Origin of the sequence: uncultured Salinicola sp., assembly GCF_937921195.1 — a bacterium.
In the GTDB taxonomy this organism is placed as follows: domain Bacteria; phylum Pseudomonadota; class Gammaproteobacteria; order Pseudomonadales; family Halomonadaceae; genus Salinicola.
Genome location: NZ_CALFQK010000004.1, coordinates 1 through 17750 on the forward strand (window position 1 = coordinate 1; position 17750 = coordinate 17750).

15 protein-coding genes and 1 other RNA gene are annotated in these 17750 nt (G+C 64.8%); 1 reads left to right on the top strand and 15 read right to left on the bottom strand.

The window, feature by feature from the left end:
• Nucleotides 1-119 precede the first annotated feature (119 nt).
• Nucleotides 120-521 (top strand): DciA family protein, encoded by a 402-nt coding sequence (locus Q0602_RS00300; RefSeq protein ID WP_365676937.1) that lies wholly within the window; start codon nucleotides 120-122, stop codon nucleotides 519-521.
• A gap of 155 nt (nucleotides 522-676) precedes the next feature.
• On the opposite strand, the gene lpxC is transcribed toward Q0602_RS00300, so the two are convergent.
• The 15 genes from lpxC to rnpB all read right to left on the bottom strand — a co-directional run.
• Complete coding sequence (gene lpxC / locus Q0602_RS00305; protein ID WP_295036525.1) at nucleotides 677-1588, bottom strand: UDP-3-O-acyl-N-acetylglucosamine deacetylase; 912 nt, start codon at nucleotides 1586-1588, stop codon at nucleotides 677-679.
• Between the two features lie 114 nt (nucleotides 1589-1702).
• Entirely contained in the window at nucleotides 1703-2872 is a 1170-nt protein-coding gene (ftsZ, locus tag Q0602_RS00310) for a cell division protein FtsZ (protein WP_149434006.1), read from the bottom strand.
• Between the two features lie 30 nt (nucleotides 2873-2902).
• Nucleotides 2903-4174 carry a cell division protein FtsA gene (ftsA, locus tag Q0602_RS00315; protein WP_149434005.1) on the bottom strand — a complete coding sequence of 424 codons (1272 nt, stop codon included), beginning with the start codon at nucleotides 4172-4174 and terminating at the stop codon, nucleotides 2903-2905.
• Nucleotides 4175-4512: 338 nt separating this feature from the next.
• Complete coding sequence (locus tag Q0602_RS00320) at nucleotides 4513-5232, bottom strand: cell division protein FtsQ/DivIB (RefSeq protein WP_295036526.1); 720 nt, start codon at nucleotides 5230-5232, stop codon at nucleotides 4513-4515.
• A gap of 94 nt (nucleotides 5233-5326) precedes the next feature.
• Nucleotides 5327-6736 (bottom strand): UDP-N-acetylmuramate--L-alanine ligase, encoded by a 1410-nt coding sequence (gene murC, locus Q0602_RS00325; protein ID WP_295036538.1) that lies wholly within the window; start codon nucleotides 6734-6736, stop codon nucleotides 5327-5329.
• Nucleotides 6737-6770: 34 nt separating this feature from the next.
• Nucleotides 6771-7856 (bottom strand): undecaprenyldiphospho-muramoylpentapeptide beta-N-acetylglucosaminyltransferase, encoded by a 1086-nt coding sequence (gene murG, locus Q0602_RS00330; RefSeq protein WP_298837232.1) that lies wholly within the window; start codon nucleotides 7854-7856, stop codon nucleotides 6771-6773.
• The gene (gene ftsW, locus Q0602_RS00335) at nucleotides 7853-9064 is read right to left on the bottom strand and encodes a putative lipid II flippase FtsW (RefSeq protein ID WP_295036528.1); all 1212 of its coding nucleotides are present in this window, start codon (nucleotides 9062-9064) and stop codon (nucleotides 7853-7855) included. The genes murG and ftsW overlap by 4 nt, the downstream gene beginning before the upstream one ends.
• The gene (gene murD, locus Q0602_RS00340; RefSeq protein WP_298837237.1) at nucleotides 9058-10413 is read right to left on the bottom strand and encodes a UDP-N-acetylmuramoyl-L-alanine--D-glutamate ligase; all 1356 of its coding nucleotides are present in this window, start codon (nucleotides 10411-10413) and stop codon (nucleotides 9058-9060) included. The genes ftsW and murD overlap by 7 nt, the downstream gene beginning before the upstream one ends.
• 67 nt (nucleotides 10414-10480) lie before the next feature.
• Nucleotides 10481-11563, bottom strand: coding sequence for a phospho-N-acetylmuramoyl-pentapeptide-transferase (gene mraY / locus Q0602_RS00345; RefSeq protein ID WP_298837240.1), 1083 nt, complete (start codon nucleotides 11561-11563; stop codon nucleotides 10481-10483).
• 9 nt (nucleotides 11564-11572) lie between these two features.
• Nucleotides 11573-12928 carry a UDP-N-acetylmuramoyl-tripeptide--D-alanyl-D-alanine ligase gene (gene murF, locus Q0602_RS00350; protein ID WP_298837243.1) on the bottom strand — a complete coding sequence of 452 codons (1356 nt, stop codon included), beginning with the start codon at nucleotides 12926-12928 and terminating at the stop codon, nucleotides 11573-11575.
• Entirely contained in the window at nucleotides 12925-14478 is a 1554-nt protein-coding gene (locus Q0602_RS00355; RefSeq protein ID WP_298837246.1) for a UDP-N-acetylmuramoyl-L-alanyl-D-glutamate--2,6-diaminopimelate ligase, read from the bottom strand. Before Q0602_RS00355 ends, murF begins: the two co-directional genes overlap by 4 nt.
• Nucleotides 14475-16193, bottom strand: a complete 1719-nt coding sequence (locus Q0602_RS00360) for a penicillin-binding protein 2 (RefSeq protein ID WP_149433997.1) — start codon at nucleotides 16191-16193, stop codon at nucleotides 14475-14477. Before Q0602_RS00360 ends, Q0602_RS00355 begins: the two co-directional genes overlap by 4 nt.
• Nucleotides 16190-16519, bottom strand: coding sequence for a cell division protein FtsL (ftsL, locus tag Q0602_RS00365; protein WP_295036533.1), 330 nt, complete (start codon nucleotides 16517-16519; stop codon nucleotides 16190-16192). The genes Q0602_RS00360 and ftsL overlap by 4 nt, the downstream gene beginning before the upstream one ends.
• A gap of 8 nt (nucleotides 16520-16527) precedes the next feature.
• The gene (rsmH, locus tag Q0602_RS00370; protein WP_295036535.1) at nucleotides 16528-17508 is read right to left on the bottom strand and encodes a 16S rRNA (cytosine(1402)-N(4))-methyltransferase RsmH; all 981 of its coding nucleotides are present in this window, start codon (nucleotides 17506-17508) and stop codon (nucleotides 16528-16530) included.
• Nucleotides 17509-17540: 32 nt separating this feature from the next.
• Nucleotides 17541-17750: RNase P RNA component class A (gene rnpB, locus Q0602_RS00375), an RNA gene on the bottom strand; the annotation flags it as partial.

The window sequence follows — 17750 nt, forward strand, 5'->3', positions numbered from 1 at the left end:
GGTTTAGCGGGTCTATCCCCACTGCGTGCAAGCCGATGAGTATAAAGGCTAAGCGTTTACGAGCCCAGCCCGTTTCCCGACTCCTTGAGCAACCGGGAGGATTGGGCGACGTGATGCGCATGGCGACGTTGATCGAACGCGCCCAGAACCACCTGAGGCGACAACTCCCACCGGACGTGGCCGAGCACCTCTACGTCGGCGGCTACCGCAACGGCGTGTTGACGCTGATCACCGATCGCGCCGCATGGTTGACGTGGCTGCGTTACGAACAGCCCCGGCTGCTCGAGCTGCTGCACCAACTGCCCGGTTTCGAGGCGGTGATGAAATTCTCGCTGAAGGTACGCCCGATCCGGCCCGTCAAGGCGCTGCCACGCCAGACGCGTCGACTGTCGCCCGCCGGCGCCGACGCACTCTCCCACTGCGCGGAGGGCCTGGAAGACTCCCCGCTCAAGCGCTCGCTGAACCGGCTGGCCTCCCACGCCCAAGTCGCACCGGAATCGGACGACGGTTCCGCCACCTGAGCCGGGCTGAACGCTCATGCTGCCCCGCGTCAGGCATCGCGCTGCCCATGGGTCGAGGGGCGGGACCAACTGATCGGAAACGACGACGCCGATCCTGGGATCGGCGTCGAATTCAACGGCTGGAGATGATGCTTTCCAGGGTGTGCCAGCGCTACTCAGGCCATGGCTGGCGCCGCGTAGGATATCGGCGCCGACTGCGACGTCTCTTCGAACGTCACGATCTCGTAAGCCTCCGGATGAGCCAGCAGTTCACGGCAGAGCTGATTGTTGAGCCCATGACCGGACTTGTAGCCTCTGAACTCGCCGATCAGGCTGTAGCCGAGCTGGTAGAGATCGCCGATCGCATCGAGCATCTTGTGCTTCACGAACTCGTCGTCGTAGCGGAGGCCATCCTGGTTCACGATACGGTAGTCGTCGACGACGATGGCGTTGTCGAGGCTCCCCCCCAGCGCCAGGTTCTGCGAGCGCAGGAACTCCAGGTCGCGCATGAAACCGAACGTGCGCGCTCGCGACACCTCCTTGACGAAGGAAGTCGTGGAAAAATCGACGGTCGCGGTCTGCTTCTGCTGTTCGAAGACGGGGTGATCGAAATCGATCGCGAAACTGACCTTGAATCCATTGTGCGGCAGAAAAGTCGCCTGCTTGCCGTCGTCGTTGACGGTCACTTCGCGCTTGATACGAATGAACTGCTTCGGCGCCGACTGCTCGGCAATACCCGCCGACTGGATCAGGAAGACGAAGGGGCCGGCGCTGCCATCCATGATCGGCACTTCGGGTGCGCTCAATTCGACGTAGGCGTTGTCGATCCCCAACCCCGCGAACGCCGACATCAGGTGCTCGACGGTGGCAACCTTGACGCCATCCTTGGAGAGCGCCGTGCAGAGGTTGGTGTCGGTGACGCTTTCAGCGTGTGCAGGGATGTGCACCACCGGGTCGAGGTCGGTACGCACGAAGACGATGCCCGTGTTGGGCGTCGCAGGACGCAACGTCAGATACACTTTTTCTCCGGAATGGAGCCCTACGCCTGTGGCGCGGATCGTGTTCTGCAGCGTTCGTTGTTTGATCATGGGCATCGACCTGACAGTCAAATGGTTTGGAAACGGTGTTCACTATAACACCAAACCATCGGCCCACCAACCATATCGACGTTACAAAATGATGATGGGCAGTCCATTGGTCTATCAATCCGCCTGGCGACGCAGGAACGCCGGAATGTCGAGGTAGTCGTCCATGTCCGATGTCTTGCGCTTCTCTTGCTGCGACTTCTTCGCTGCCGCTTCCTGCTCGGCGCGTGCGGCCTGCTGACGCATGACGGCCGGCTGCTGAAGCTTGCGATAGTCGGTCGTTTCCGGGCGGGAAGCGGCGGTTTCGCGGGGAATGGCCTTCTCCTTCTGGGCATCCAATCCCGCGGCGACGACGGTCACGCGCAGCTCGTCGGACATCTCCATATCGATGGCGGTACCCACCACGATGGTCGCATCCTGGGAGGCGAACTCCTGGACCGTCGCCCCCACATCGTTGAATTCACCGATGGAGAGATCCGGGCCAGCCGTGATGTTGACCAGAATGCCGCGGGCGCCGTGCAGGTCGATATCCTCGAGCAGCGGGCTGCGAATGGCTTTCTCGGCCGCTTCGCGGGCACGGTTCTCGCCGGTCGCCGCGCCGGTTCCCATCATCGCCATCCCCATCTCGGACATCACCGTACGCACGTCGGCGAAGTCGACGTTGATGATACCCGGGCTGGTGATCAGTTCGGCGATACCCTGAACGGCGCCCAGCAGCACATCGTTGGCGGCACTGAAGGCGGTCAGCAGGCTGGCGTTCTTGCCCAGCACCGACAGCAGCTTCTCGTTGGGGATGGTGATCAGCGAATCGACGTACTCGGAGAGCTCTTTCATTCCCTCTTCGGCCGCGCGCATGCGCTTCGGCCCTTCGAACGGGAAGGGGCGCGTGACGACGGCGACGGTCAGGATTCCCAGCTCCTTGGCCACCTGGGCGACCACGGGGGCGCCGCCGGTACCCGTACCACCGCCCATGCCGGCGGTGATGAAGATCATGTCCGCGCCCTGGAGCATCTCGGCGATGCGATCGCGATCCTCCATGGCCGCCTGGCGCCCCACATCCGGATTGGCCCCGGCACCCAACCCCTTGGTGATCTCGCCACCCAGCTGGAGAACGGTCTTGGCCGCCACGCGCTTGAGCGCCTGGGCATCGGTGTTGGCGCAGATGAACTCGACGCCTTCGATGTTACTCTCGACCATGTGGTTGACGGCGTTGCCGCCGCCGCCGCCGACACCGATGACTTTGATGACTGCACTACTAGAAGGTGCGTTATCTACTAGTTCGAACATTGCCCCGTCTCCAAGACCGCTTGCGGCCTGTCAGAAATTTCCTTTAAACCAGCCTTTGAGTCGCTCCAGCGTCGAAACCTCATCCCTGGTTGCGCGCCGGGGAAGTGAGTCTTCCCTTTGAGGCTGGGCTGATACTGCGCGAGAGTGCTTGGCGTCCTTCATTCCGTAGAGTAGCAAACCTACCCCCGTCGAATAAATCGGGTTGCGTACCACGTCCGCCAAGCCACGGACGTTGTACGGGCACGCGATACGGACCGGCATGTGGAATATCTCCTCCGCCAGCTCGACCACCCCCTCCATTCGAGAGGTGCCCCCCGTCAACACGATTCCGGCCGCCACCAGATCCTCGTAGCCGCTGCGGCGAAGCTCCTCGCGCACCAGCGTAAAGAGTTCCTCGTAACGGGGTTCCACGACTTCCGCCAGCGCCTGGCGGGAGAGGTCCCGGGCCGGCCGGTCGCCGACGCTGGGCACCTTGATCATCTCATCGCTGCTCGCCAACTGTGTCAGCGCGCAGGCGTACTTGACCTTGATATCCTCGGCGTACTGGGTCGGCGTGCGCAGCGCCATGGCGATATCGTTGGTCACCTGATCCCCGGCTATCGGGATCACGGCGGTGTGTCGAATGGCGCCCTCGGTGAAGACGGCGATGTCGGTGGTCCCGCCACCGATATCGACCATGCAAACGCCGAGCTCGCGCTCGTCCTCGGTCAGCACCGCGTGGCTCGAGGCCAGTTGCTCGAGAATGATGTCATCGACTTCCAGGCCACAGCGGCGGACGCACTTCTCGATGTTCTGGACGGCGTTCATCGCGGCGGTCACCAGGTGGACGCGAGCTTCCAGCCGAACGCCGGACATCCCCAGCGGCTCGCGAATCCCCTCCTGGGTGTCGATGGCGAACTCCTGGGGAATCACGTGCAGCACGCGCTGCCCCTCGGAAATGGCCCGCGCACGGGCGGAGTCGATGACGCGATCGATGTCGGCGGGCGCGACCTCCCGCTCCTTGATCGCCACGACACCATCGGAATTCATGGAGCTGATATGGCTGCCGGCGATCCCGACGTAGACAGAGTGGATGTCGCAACCTGCCATCAGCTCGGCTTCTTCTACGGCGCGCTGAATCGACTGAACGGTTGACTCGATATTGATCACGACACCCTTCTTCATGCCACGCGAAGGATGCGAACCAATCCCGGCAATTTCCAACCCGCCATCGTCAGTGGGTTGCCCCACGATGGCGACCACCTTGGATGTTCCGATATCCAGCCCGACCACCATATTGGAAGCGTTGGATTGTCCTGCCATAGGTCGGGGTCGCTCCTCAAACTTCACCGATAAACCGGATAAAAATGGGCCAACAAAGATTCGCGCTTATTATAGGAACAAGACGACCCTTTTCACCAGCCCATCGCTGAAACAAAAGCCACATTAAGCCCTTTTTCTTTAAAAGGGAAATAAGGAAGGAGTCTTGCCGCTATTAAAGCGCTCCGAAAATAACGGCTCCGCGACGTTAGACGAGGTTAAGTACGGGGCCCGACGAGTAAGAAGTCGTCACTCACGACACACACATCCTTTCAGATCGTGAGGCCGGAGACGACGCCAGCCGCGGGATCGGGGCCGGCTTGTCACCCGGGAATCCCGAACTAATCGCTCGAGACGGGGGCCGTTTCGCCATGTCTCGCCACCGAAACGCCATTGGGATAACGGAGATCGATGTAGCGTATCTGCGACGCCTCCTGTCCCAACTGTCGTTTCCATGCGGCAATAAAGCGAGCCAACCTCGCGTCCAAGTCCGTCCGCCCGAGAATCACCCAGACGCCATCATTGATTTGAAAGCGCCAGGCGCCACGTGGCTCGAGCCTCAACTGGGTGATCGAGAGCCCGAGATCGGACAGCGCACGGCGCAGGGAGTCGTAATAACCCAGCACCTCCCGCCCCGTGCCGTCGGGGCCACCGAGGTCGGGGAGACGCCGCCCGAAATCGCTCACCGGCCCGGGCGAGAATGGCTGACCGCGACTATTCAGCAGCAGCTCGTCATTCCAGCGAGCGACCGGATCTTGCTCGTAAAGCACGAACCGCAGGGTGTTGGGCCACTCGCGAGAGACGGTCACTTCCCGCAGCCAGCCAATCTTGCGCGCTTCGGTGCGCAGGTCGCTCAAGGAGAGGGAGAGCCAGGTATGGCCGCTCACCAGGGGAGCCAACTCCTTCTGAAGGTAAGCCGCGCTGACGTAATTCAGGTCACCGCTGATCGAGACCCGTGCGATGGGCTTGTCCAGCCACAGCCACAGCGCCCTGCCGCCGGCACCGATCAGCACCACGATCATGAGGATGCCGAGCAGCGTACCCCGCGCGCTGGTATTCATGGTGCCCGCCCCGCCGACGCTGCGGCCTGACGTCGCTCGGGATGCGTCGGTCGCTCCATGACGCAAGCACTCTCTTCCGACACGGCCACCAGCCTCAAAGGATCACCTCGTCGAGCTTGAGCGCGCAGTGGGCGAGCCCCTGGGCGATACCGCCGATATCCCCGGCCCCCTGGGTGATCAGAATATCGCCGGGCCGCAGCACGCGCGCAAGGATCCCCGGCAGTGCCGACTTTTCCTCGACGAACAGTGGATCGACCTGACCGCGCTGGCGAATCGAGCCCGCCAGCGTCTTTCCTTCCGCGCCGGGAATCGGCGCTTCGCCAGCGCCATACACGTCGAGCAGCAACAAGGTGTCGACGCCGGAGAGCACCCTGACGAAGTCCTCGTAGAGATCTCGCGTTCGGGTATAGCGATGGGGCTGATAGAGCATCACCAGCCGACGCTGCGGCCAGCCGGAGCGAACCGCACGAATCACCATCTCGACTTCACGCGGGTGGTGGCCGTAGTCGTCGACCAGCATCACTTCGCCGCCCTGCGACAGCGGATAGTGGCCGTGAATCTGAAAACGACGTCCGACGCCGCCGAAAGACGCCAGCCCTCTGACGATATCGTCGTCGCCGACGCCGGCATCGGTCGCCACGGCGATCGCAGCCAGCGCGTTCAATGCGTTGTGGGTGCCCGGCATCGCCAGAGTGATGTTCAACGCCGCGGAGTCGCCGGGACGCTCGGCGACGAATCGAATGGTGTCGGCGGTCTGCTGGAAGTCCCGAATGCGATAATCGGCCTCTTCGTTGAAACCGTAAGTGACGAATTGGCGCTGAACCTGCGGCAGCAATTCCCGCACGTTGTCATCGTCGAGGCACAGCACGGCCCGGCCGTAGAAAGGCAGGTTGTGCAGAAATTCGATGAAGGTCGTCTTCAGTCGGGAAAAATCGCCGTCATAAGTCGCCATATGGTCGGCGTCGATATTCGTCACGATCGCCGTCATCGGCTGCAGGTGCAGGAAGGATGCATCGGACTCGTCGGCCTCGGCGACGAGGAACTCCCCGGAACCGAGACGCGCGTTGGTTCCCGCGCTGGTCAGCTTGCCACCAATGACGAACGTCGGATCGAGCCCCGCCTCGGCGAACAGTGTCGACAGCAGGCTCGTGGTGGTGGTCTTGCCATGGGTACCCGCAACCGCGATCCCGTGGCGGAAGCGCATCAGCTCGGCCAGCATCTCGGCACGGCGCACCACCGGCACGCGATGCTCTCGTGCCCACTGGATCTCCGGGTTGGTCGGATCGACGGCCGTCGACACCACGATCACGTTGGCCCCTTCTGCGTTGACCGCCGCATGGCCAATGGCGACACGAATGCCACAGTCTCGCAGATGGTGGGTGACCGCCGATTCCCTCAGGTCACTACCGCTGACTTGGTAGCCTTCGTTGGCCAGCACTTCGGCGATGCCGCACATCCCGGCCCCGCCGATTCCGACGAAATGAATGCCCCGAATACGCCGCATGCCGAGATGCGACCGCGTCGGGCGCGTCTGAATGCTATCGCTCAAAACCGATCTCCATGCAGCCGTCGACCAGGCGCCCGACGGCATCGAGGTGGGCTACCCGACGTGCCTGAATCGCCATTGTCGCCAGCACGTCGGGCTGCAAAAGTGACTCGAGCATCGCCTGCAAACGTTCAGGGGTGAGCTCGGCCTGCTGTATCAATTCAGCGCCACCCGCGTCGACGAGGTGGCGTGCGTTATGGGTCTGGTGGTCGTCGACGGCATGAGGGAACGGCACCAGCAGGGAGGGCTTGGCCGCGGCGGAGAGCTCGGCGATGGTCAGGGCGCCGGCTCGACACACGATGACGTCCGCCCAGTCGTAGGCGACAGCCATGTCGTCGATGAAAGCGCTCACCTCCACCTCGACGCCGGCCGCTCGATAGGCCTCCCGCGTCTCGTCGTCCTTGTCGCGCCCCGCCTGATGACGTACCTGCGGTCGCCGCGAGGGATCCAGCGCCGCCAGCGCAACGGGCAGCTTCCGGTTCAGGGACCGCGCCCCGAGCGACCCGCCCAGCACCAGCAGCCGCAGCGGCCGGCCGGCCATCTGCTCGACCGTCCTGGGAGTCTCTCCCAGCACCGCGATGTCGTCGCGCACTGGATTGCCGACCACCTCGGCCTTGGCCGACGGGAAAGCCCCCGGGAAGGCGGCGTAGACTCGGGTCGCCAGATGCGCCAACGACCGATTGGTCAAGCCGGCGACGGCGTTCTGTTCATGCACCACCAGTGGTTTTCCGCTCAAGCGCGCAGCCAGGCCTCCAGGGCCGCTGGCAAAGCCGCCGAGCCCGACGACGAGCTGCGGGTCGAAGCGCTGTATCACCCGCCGGGCCTGCCAGATCGCCCGGCTCAGCCGCCACGGGATCGCCAACCAGCCGCCCAGACCGTTGCCCCGCAACCCGGACACCGCGATGCGGTTCAACGGGATGTCCGCAGCGGGAACGAGACGGTTCTCGATGCCTCTCGGACTCCCCAGCCACTCGACTGCCACCCCTCGTTCGCGCAGGGCCTTGGCCAGCGAGAGCGCGGGCACGACATGCCCGCCGGTGCCGCCGGCCATGATCAGAACGCGCCGCGTGCCGCTCATGAGCCCGGCTCCGAGGCCTGGGTGTCGGAGGGGGGCTCGGGAGCGGCCTTGGGTTCGGCTCGGCGCTGAAGCCGCCTGACCTCGGCGTCGACGCGAAACAGTATGGCCATCATGATCCCGCTGATGATGAGACTCGAACCGCCGTAGCTCAGAAGTGGCAGCGTCAAGCCTTTGGTGGGTAGCATGCCCGCGCTGACGGAAATGTTGATGAATGCCTGTGCACCGATGACCAGCGCAATGCCATAGCAGAGGTAAGCCGCGAACGGGATGCCGATCAGTTCCGCCTTGCGTCCGATCCTGAAGGCCCGGAAGACCAGCAGGGCGAACAGGAGAATCACCGCCATGGCGCCGAACAATCCCAGCTCCTCGGCCAGCACGGCAAACACGAAATCGGTGTGTGCTTCCGGCAGGTAGAACAGTTTCTGGACGCTGTTACCCAGCCCCAGACCGAACCAATGCCCCCGCCCGAAGGCGATCAGCGCTTGGGTCAGCTGATAACCGGTGTTGTACTGATCCGCCCAGGGATTGGCGAAACTGGTGATCCGCTGCAAACGATAGGGTTCCGCCACCGCCAGCATGACGGCACCCGACCCCACCACGGCCAGGATCAGCAGAAACCGCCACAGCGGGGCACCGGAGAGCAGCAACATGCCCATCACGCAGCCGGTCAACACCACCACGGCGCCGTAGTCCGGCTCGAGGATCAGCAGGAAACCGATCAACGCCATCACCGCCAGCGGCCGCATGAAGGCTCCCCAGGTGCGCCGCACGTCCGGCAGGAAGCGCTCCAGGTAGCCGGCGATGTAGACGATCAGACACAGCTTGGCGACTTCCGACGCCTGGATATTGATGATGCCGAGCGGAATCCAGCGCCGGCTGCCGTTGATTTCACGGCCCACGATCAGCACGACGAACAGCAGCAACAGCGCCACGATCAGCATCAAAGGGCCTTTCTGTCGCCACCAGTCGAGCGGCAGGCGCACGGCGACGAGCCCGACGCCGATCGCGGCGAGGACGAAGATGCCGTGACGAATACTGAAATAGTAGGGGTTGCCGGTCAGGCTCGCGGCGATCTCGGTGGATGCCGAGGTCACCATCACCCAGCCGATCAGCATCAGCGACAGCGTCGCCAGCAGTAGCCAGCCATCGAACGACTGGTGCTTGGTGGTCAGTCGCGCCTGCGACGTCTTCATCATGGCCTTCAGCATGCGGCTTCCTGCCCTTGTCCGAGCTGCCCTTGATCAAGCAGGGCGCGAAACGCCTCGCCGCGCGCCAGGTAGTTGGGAAACTGGTCGAGACTTGCACAGGCGGGCGACAGCAGCACGCAATCCCCCGGCTCGGCGATTGAGGCCGCGCGCCGCACGGCGTCTGCCAGCGTGTCGACCCGCCAGGTGGCGACCTGCGGCTCGAGCGCGGCGACCAACTGCGGCGCATCCTGGCCGAACACGATCGCTTCCCGAGCATAGCGTGCCAGCGGTTCGGCCAACGGCGTGAAGTCGGCGCCCTTGCCGACTCCGCCGCCCAACCAGACCAGTTTCCCGGTCAGCGTCTCCCCGACCCCGGCGATCGCCGCCAGTGTCGCGCCCACGTTAGTGCCTTTGGAGTCGTTGATCCAGCGCACGCCGCCGCGTTCGGCAACGATCTCGCCGCGATGCGGCAAGCCGGCAAAACGGCAAAGGACCCCACGGACCACATCCCCGTCAATGCCGACGACATGGGCGATCGCCATCGCCGCCAGCGCGTTGGCGTGATTGTGCCGACCCGCCAGGCGCAGTTCATCGACCGGCATCAACGGTTGCCGGCCGTGGCAAAGCCACTCGCCCGTCCCGCCCGCCACGCTCGAGATGCCCCACTCGTCGTCACCGGGCGAGTGGGTGGTGAAGCGCTCGCAGCTCAACGCCTCCTGTCCCGGCCAGGTGGCCGCATCATCCGCGTTGGCGACGGCATGGGCGGCACCCTCGAAAATCCGCGCCTTGGCCCGGCGGTAGCCCTGCATGTCGCCATGGCGATCGAGATGGTCGGCCGACAGATTCAGAAACGCCGCGCAGGCCGCCCCCAGTCCGGTGAGCGTCTCCAGTTGAAAGCTCGACAGCTCCAGCACGAACAGCTCCGCGTCCGCGTGATCGATCAGCAGGTCCAGTGCGGCATCGCCGAGGTTGCCGCCGACCGCGACGCGCCTGCCCGCCTGCCGCGCCATCTCGCCCACCAGCGTGGTCACGGTCGACTTGGCATTGGACCCGGTGATGGCCACGATCGGCGCTTCGCAGTGTCGCGCAAACAGAGAAATCTCGCCGATGACCCGGTCCCGGACAGCGCCCAGGCCGGTCCGCTCGAGATCGATGCCAGGACTGACGACGATCTCGGCGAATGCCTCCAGATCCAGCGACTCCAGGCTCCCCAGGTGGAGTTCGATCTCCGGATAGGCCGCACGGAAAGCCTCGAGTCCCGGGGGGGCGGCGCGGGTATCGGCGACCATGAAGCGCTCGCCGCGACCAGCCAGGAAGCGGGCGATCGCACGGCCGGAGATTCCCAGCCCAACCACCAAGGTCGGCGGCATGCCCGGCTCGGCTGACTCTGCCGCGACTGGGGTTGCCGGCTCGGCGGATAGCGAATCGCTCATGGCGTCAACGCAGCTTCAATGTCGCCAGCCCCAGCAGGACCAGCATGACGGTGACGATCCAGAAGCGCACGATGACGCGGGGCTCCGGCCACCCTTTCAGTTCGAAATGGTGGTGCAGCGGCGCCATGCGGAAGATGCGTCGGCCGGTGAGCTTGTAGGAGCCCACCTGCAGGATGACCGACACCGTCTCCATGACGAAGACGCCACCCATGATGAATAGGACGATCTCCTGGCGAACGATGACGGCGACGATGCCCAGCGCCGCCCCCAGCGCCAGCGCACCGACGTCCCCCATGAATACTTGCGCGGGGTAGGTGTTGAACCACAAAAACCCGAGGCCGGCCCCGGCGATGGTGCCACAGAACACGGAGAGTTCGCCGGCGCCCGGCACTTCGGGGATGTGCAGATAGTTGGCGAAGACGGCGTTGCCGCTGGCATAGGCGAACACCGCCAAGCCCATGGAGACCAGCACCGTCGGCATGATGGCCAGGCCGTCGAGGCCGTCGGTCAGGTTGACCGCGTTGGAGCTGCCGACGATGACCAGATAGCTCAACACGATGTAGAACAGGCCCAGCGGAATCACCACATCCTTGAACAGCGGCACGATCAGGCTGATCTCCACCGGGCTCGCTGCCGTGAAATAGAGGATCAACGACGCGCCGAGACCGATCACTGACTGCCAGAAATATTTCCAGCGGGCCGGCAGGCCGCGCGGGTTCTTCTCCACCACCTTGCGAAAATCGTCGACCCAGCCGATGGCGCCGAAACCCAGCGTGACCGCCAGTACCAGCCACACGTAATGGTTGGTCAGATCGCCCCACAGCAGCGTACTGATCGCGATGGAGACCAGGATCAGCGCACCGCCCATGGTCGGCGTGCCCGCCTTGGAGAGGTGTGACTGCGGACCATCGTCCCTCACCGCCTGACCGATCTGGCGCTCGACCAGACGCCGGATCATCTGTGGTCCCATCCACAGACTCAGGAACAACGCCGTCAGCGTGCCCAGGATCACGCGCAGGGTGAGATATCCGAAAACATTGAAAGCACTTTGAAAATGGGTAAGCAGTTCAGCCAGGAAAAGCAGCATGAGTCAGATTCACCTTGAGGCATCATCACGCAGTGCGGCAACGAGTCGTTCCATGCTGGCACTGCGCGAACCCTTGACCAGCACGCTGGCCCGGGAAGGAAGCTGATGCTGGGCGAAACGCTCGAGTGTCGCCCAGTCATCGAAATGACGGCCTTCGTTGCCGAAAGCCTCCGTTGCGGCACGCGCGGCCTCGCCGTACGTACCCAGAAAATCGAGTCCGAGATCGTGCGCCAGCCGACCGACCTCGGCATGCAGGCGTTCGCTCTCGGCCCCCATCTCGCCCATCGGTCCGAGGAAACACCAGCGCGGCGCCGGCAGCGACGCCAGCGTCTCGAGTGCCGCTCGCATCGCACCGGGGTTGGCATTGTAGGTGTCGTCGATCACGCGGCTATCACGCACCCCGTCGACCACCTGCATGCGCCCCGCCATGCTCTGGCAGGCCTCGAGCCCGGTCACGATCTCGGCGCCGCAGAACCCCAGCGCATGTGTCGCGGCCGCCGCGGCCAGCGCGTTGCGCACGTTGTGTCGCCCCATCAAGGCCAACGAGACGCGCACCGACGTTTCGCCCGGCAGGGAAAGCGTGAAAGCATAACGCCCACCCGCATCGCACACCAGATCGTGAGCGGTGACGCTGGCGTCGCTCCCGATGCCGAAATCGATCACTCGGGCGCGCCCCGCCAGCGCTCGCCACACCGGAAAATAGCGCTCGTCCCGATCGAGGACGGCGCAGCCGTCCATGGCCAGGCCGGCGAGAATCTCGCCCTTGGCCTGAGCGATCTGGCCCATGCCGCCGAACTCCCCGACATGCGCCCCGGTGACGTTGGTGATGACCGCCACCTGCGGCTTGGCCAGCGCGGTGGTCCAGGCAATCTCGCCCAGGTGGTTGGCGCCCAGTTCGATGGCCGCGTAACGCTGCTCGGCATCGAGCTCGAGCAGCGTCAGCGGCGCGCCGATGTCATTGTTGAGATTGCCGCGCGTGGCCAGCGTCGGCGCTCGTCGCCGCAGGATCGAGGCGAGCATCTCCTTGACCGTGGTCTTGCCGCTGTTGCCGGTCACCGCAATCAGCTTTCCGCCCCACCCGAGCCGGTGCGCCCGCGCCAGCAACCCCAATGCCAGCCGGGTGTCGGGTACTTCGACCTGTGCCAGCGGGTCGGCGACCGGTCGTGCCACGACCGCGCCCACGGCGCCTTTCTCCCGCGCCTCGGCGAGGAAATCGTGAGCGTCGAAGCGTTCGCCCTGCAGCGCCACCAGCAGATCGCCGGGGCGAAGCGCGCGCGTATCGGTGACGATACGGGACACCTCGGCGTCGGCGCCGTTCAAGGTCGCGCCGAGACGCGAAGCGATGCCGCTCAACCGGTCGTTCATGCGGACGCCTCCCGCGAACGGAGGCAACGGCTCGCCACCCCGACGTCGCTGAAGGGGTGGCGCATGCCGGCGACTTCCTGATAATCCTCGTGACCCTTGCCGGCGATCAGCACGATGTCCTCCGCCGTGGCCGTCGCGATGACGCGCTCGATCGCCACTTCCCGACCATCGACCAACCAGCTTTCCGCCCGAGCCTCCGGTGACAGCCCGGCCGCGATCTGGTCGCGAATGACTTGCGGGTCTTCGCTCCTGGGGTTGTCGTCGGTAACGACGATGCGGTCCGCCAGCTTCTCCGCGACCGCCGCCATCAACGGACGCTTGCCGCTGTCACGGTCACCGCCACAGCCGAACACGCACCACAGTTCGCCGCCATCCCGGCTCGGCAGGTGAGCGCGCAGCGCGGCGAGCGCATTCTCCAGCGCATCCGGCGTGTGGGCATAGTCCACGACCACCACCGGCACCCTGCCGGCATCGTCTCGCGGCAGCAGTTGCATGCGCCCCGGCACCGGCCGCAGCGTAGCGGCGGCCTGCCAGAGCGACTCCAGCGGATGGCCCAGACCGTAAAGCGTGGCGATCGCCAGCAGTGCGTTGTCGAGGTTGAAACGCCCCATCAACGACAGCTCGAGGACCCCTTCGTTCTCCGGCGTGGCAACGATGGCGCGCAGGCCGTTCGGCAGCGCTTCGCAATCGACGACACGCAGCGTCGTGGCCTCGCCACCCCCGGTCGCCAGGACTCGAGTACCGCCCGGCAGACCCGCGAGCATCAAGCGTGCCAGGGGATCATCGCCATTGACGACGGCCAGCCGAACCGAGTCTCGCCTGAAAAGCCGGGCCTTGGCGGCGGCATAGGCCGCCATGCTGCCGTGATAGTCCAGGTGATCGCGACTCAGGTTGGTGAAGACCGCGGCATCGACCCTGGTATCGCCGAGCCGCTCCTGAGTCAACGCGTGCGACGACACCTCCATGGCAACGACCTCGACGCCAGCGCCGGCCAACTCGCCGAGCATCCGCTGCAACGCCAGCGGGCCCGGCGTGGTCTGCAGCGCAGCGCGGACTTCGCCGAGCCGACCATATCCCAGCGTTCCGATCACCGCAGCCGGGGTGCCGAGGGCTTCCAACAGTGCCGCGATGTAATACGTGACCGAACTCTTGCCGTTGGTACCGGTGACGCCGATCAGTTTCAACGATTCCGGGACCGCGAAGAGCCGTCGACCCAGCGCGGCCAGCCGAAGCGCCAGCCCGGGCAAGGCGAGAACGCGCTCATCGGCAACCCAGGCCGCATCCAGCGCCTCGGCCTCGCAGAGCACACCGACCGCACCGGAATCGAGCGCCTCGGAGATGAACCGCCGACCGTCGACACTGACGCCCGGTACCGCCAGGAACAGGTCGCCGCTCTCGATATGGCGGCTATCCTGCGTCAGCGTCAATTCGGCTGCGCCCGGAAGCCACGATGCCAACCGCGACGGTTCCGCGGCGCTGCCCGAAGGCGTAGCGACATCAGGCCAGAGCTCGGCCAGTGCAGTCGCTAGCCGCGCGGCATCGATTCTCATGGCGCAGTCTCCTCCTGCGGCGCGTCGGGGGGCACGTCCAACAGGCGCAGCGCGCTGCCCACGACGCGACTGAATACGGGGGCGGCGACCAGGCCACCGTAATAGTCGCCCTTCTTGGGATTGTCGATCATCACCACGGTAACGATACGCGGGTTGGAGGCCGGGGCAATACCGGCGAAAAGCCCCCGATACTCGGTTTCCTGGTAGCCGGTGCTGGTGACCTTGCGCACGGTGCCGGTCTTGCCCGCGATCTGGTAACCGGGAACCATCGCCAGATGGCCGCCGGCATTGGGCTGCACGATCTTTTCCATCATCGCCAGGAGCTCGTGCGCCACGGTGGCCGAAATCACCTGTTCGCTCTCCGGATCGCCGTTGAGCTTGAGCAGCGAGGGCGACAGGCGCTTGCCATCGTTGGCGATGGCGGTATAGGCGCTTGCCAGTTGCAGCGGCGTCACGGCAACCCCGTAGCCGTAGGCCATCGCCGCCTGGGCACTGCGCGGCAGGTTGGTTGGCGACGGCAGGCTCCCGCTGTTCTCTCCCGGGAACCCGGTGCCGGGCGACTGCCCCAGGCCAAGCTCGCGATAGCGATTCCAGATCGCGTCCTTGGGCAGCTCCAGGGCAATGTGGGACATCCCGATGTTCGAGGAGTGGAGCAGAATCCCGGCCGGCGACAGTTTGCCGTAGTTACGAAAATCGCGAATGGTATAACCATCCACCACCATCCAGCCGGGCGAAGTGTCGATGATGCTTTCCGGCGTGAACTTGTCGGAAGCGAGCGCCGCCGACATGGCGAGCGGCTTCATGACCGAGCCAGGCTCGATGGCGTCGGTGATGGCCTGATTGCGCAGGCCGCGGACATCCACGTCGCTGCGATTGTTGGGGTTGTAGGAAGGCAGGTTGGCCATCGCCAGCACTTCGCCGGTCCGCGCATCCAGCATCACCAGCGAACCGCCGTCGGCGTCATTCTTGCGAATCCCCGCCGCCAGTTCGCGATACGCCATGTACTGCAGGCGCAGATCGATCGACAGCGTCAGGTCACCGCCCGGCTTGGCCTCGTCGATCAGGTGCAGGTCGCGAACCAGATGACCCTTGCGATCCTTCAGCACGCGCCGCTTGCCCGGCTGGCCGGTCAGATAACGGTTGTAGGCCAGCTCGAGCCCTTCCTGCCCCTTGTCGTCGACGTTGGTCACCCCGACGAGCTGTGCCGCCACCTCTCCTGCCGGGTAATAGCGCTTGTACTCGTCGCGCGAGTAGACACCGGGCATCTGCAGATCGAGCGCCGGCTTGGCGGCGGCGGGCGTCAACTGACGGCGCAGATACATGAACTCGTGGTCGGAGTAGCGCGAGATGCGATCTGCCAGCTGGCCGGGATCCACCTTGAGCGCCTTTGCCAGCAATGTCTGCTGAATGGGGTCCTTCGGCAGTTCCTGAGGATTGGCCCACAGCGTGATCACCGGCGTCGAGATGGCCAGGGGATCACCGTTGCGGTCGCTGATCATGCCTCGATGGGCGCCGATGGTTTCGACCCGCAGGGTGCGCGCATCGCCCTGGTTCTGGAGAAAACTGCGGTCGATGACCTGAAGGTAGACCACCCGGCCGACGAGTGCGGATAGCGCGACCAGAATGACGAGAAGCATGAACCAGTAGCGTCCGGCCCCCAAGGGGGCATCCGGCCGGCGGCTCCTGGCTGTCGCGGCGCGCCTGGACGCACTCATGGATGAATCACCTTCACTTCATCGACGCTCGGGACACGCATGTTCAGGCGTTTGGTGGCCAACGACTCGATACGGGCGGGAGAGGACCAGGTGCTCTCCTCGAGCAGCAGCCGTCCCCACTCCGTCTGCAGCGAATCTCGCTGGTTCTCGAGCTTCTGCAAGCGCGCGTACTGGACCCGGGTCAGATGAGAGGTGCTGATGATGGCCAGCGCCGTTATCAACAGCGCAATGATAACCACACCCAGCAGAGCGGAACGTGGATCCAGGCGTCGGGCGAATGGCCAGTTGCCCAATCCCAACCCACTGCGTCGTCCTTGAACGGCCATGTTGCTCCCTATTCCAGCTTCTCGGCGATGCGCATGACCGCGCTGCGCGCGCGAGGGTTGGCGTCGATCTCGCTATCGCTGGCACGCATCGCCTTGCCTACCGGCTTGAGCCGCTTGTGAAGTTGATCCTCGCGTACCGGCATGCCGCGGGGCAAGTGCGTATCGCCCCTGGACTGGTCACGGATGAACCGCTTGACCAGCCGGTCCTCCAGCGAATGAAAACTGATGACGACCAGGCGCCCCCCCACCTCCAGCGACTCCAGGGCGACGTCCAGCGCCCGGGTCAGCTGTCCCAGTTCGTCGTTGAGATGAATGCGAATGGCCTGGAACACGCGGGTCGCGGGGTGCTTCCCCTTCTCCCAGGCGGGATGGGCTGCCTTGACGATTTCGGCCAGTTGATGGGTGCCGACGATCGGCGTCTCCTGACGCGCGGTAACGATGGCGCGTGCGATGCGCTTGGCGAAACGCTCCTCGCCGTAGGCCTTGAAGACTCGCGCCATCTCCTGGTCACCGGTGCGCGCGATCCACTCGGCGGCACCGATCCCGGAGGTCGGATCCATGCGCATGTCCAGCGGGCCGTCGCGTAGAAAGCTGAAACCCCGCGAGGGATCGTCCAGTTGGGGAGAGGAGACGCCGACATCGAGCAGGATACCGCTCAACCGCCCCGACGCACCGCACGCCTCGGCATGGCTATCCAGCTCGGCGAACACGCCGCGGCATACCGTCAAGCGCGGGTCATCGATCTCGGCGGCAACGGCCAGCGCGGCGGGATCGCGGTCGATCGCGATCAGCCGCCCGCGAGCATCGAGCCGCGAGAGAATCGCCCGAGAGTGCCCGCCGCGCCCGAAGGTGCCATCGAGGTAGATACCGGAGGGCGATTGCACGAGTGCGTCCACCGCCCCATCGAGCAACACGCTGGTGTGGCGAAAGTCGGAACGATTCGCCGCACCGCCTTGGGGTGCCTGTGGAGCGTTGTCGCGGTGCAGCATGCGTGTCTCGGTGTTGAACGGCAAAGAATCGGAGAGGGAGTCGGCCGATAAGCCGGGTTCTGTCTAAGACAGTCATTCATCTAGGAAACGCGTCGCCACGTTTCTCGAGCAACCTACCCGGATCCAGCGCGGGCCGCGCCAAAGGATCCCTATTTGGTCTTGCTCCAGGTGGGGTTTACCGTGCCACGCACTGTTGCCAGGCGCGCGGTGCGCTCTTACCGCACCCTTTCACCCTTACCGGC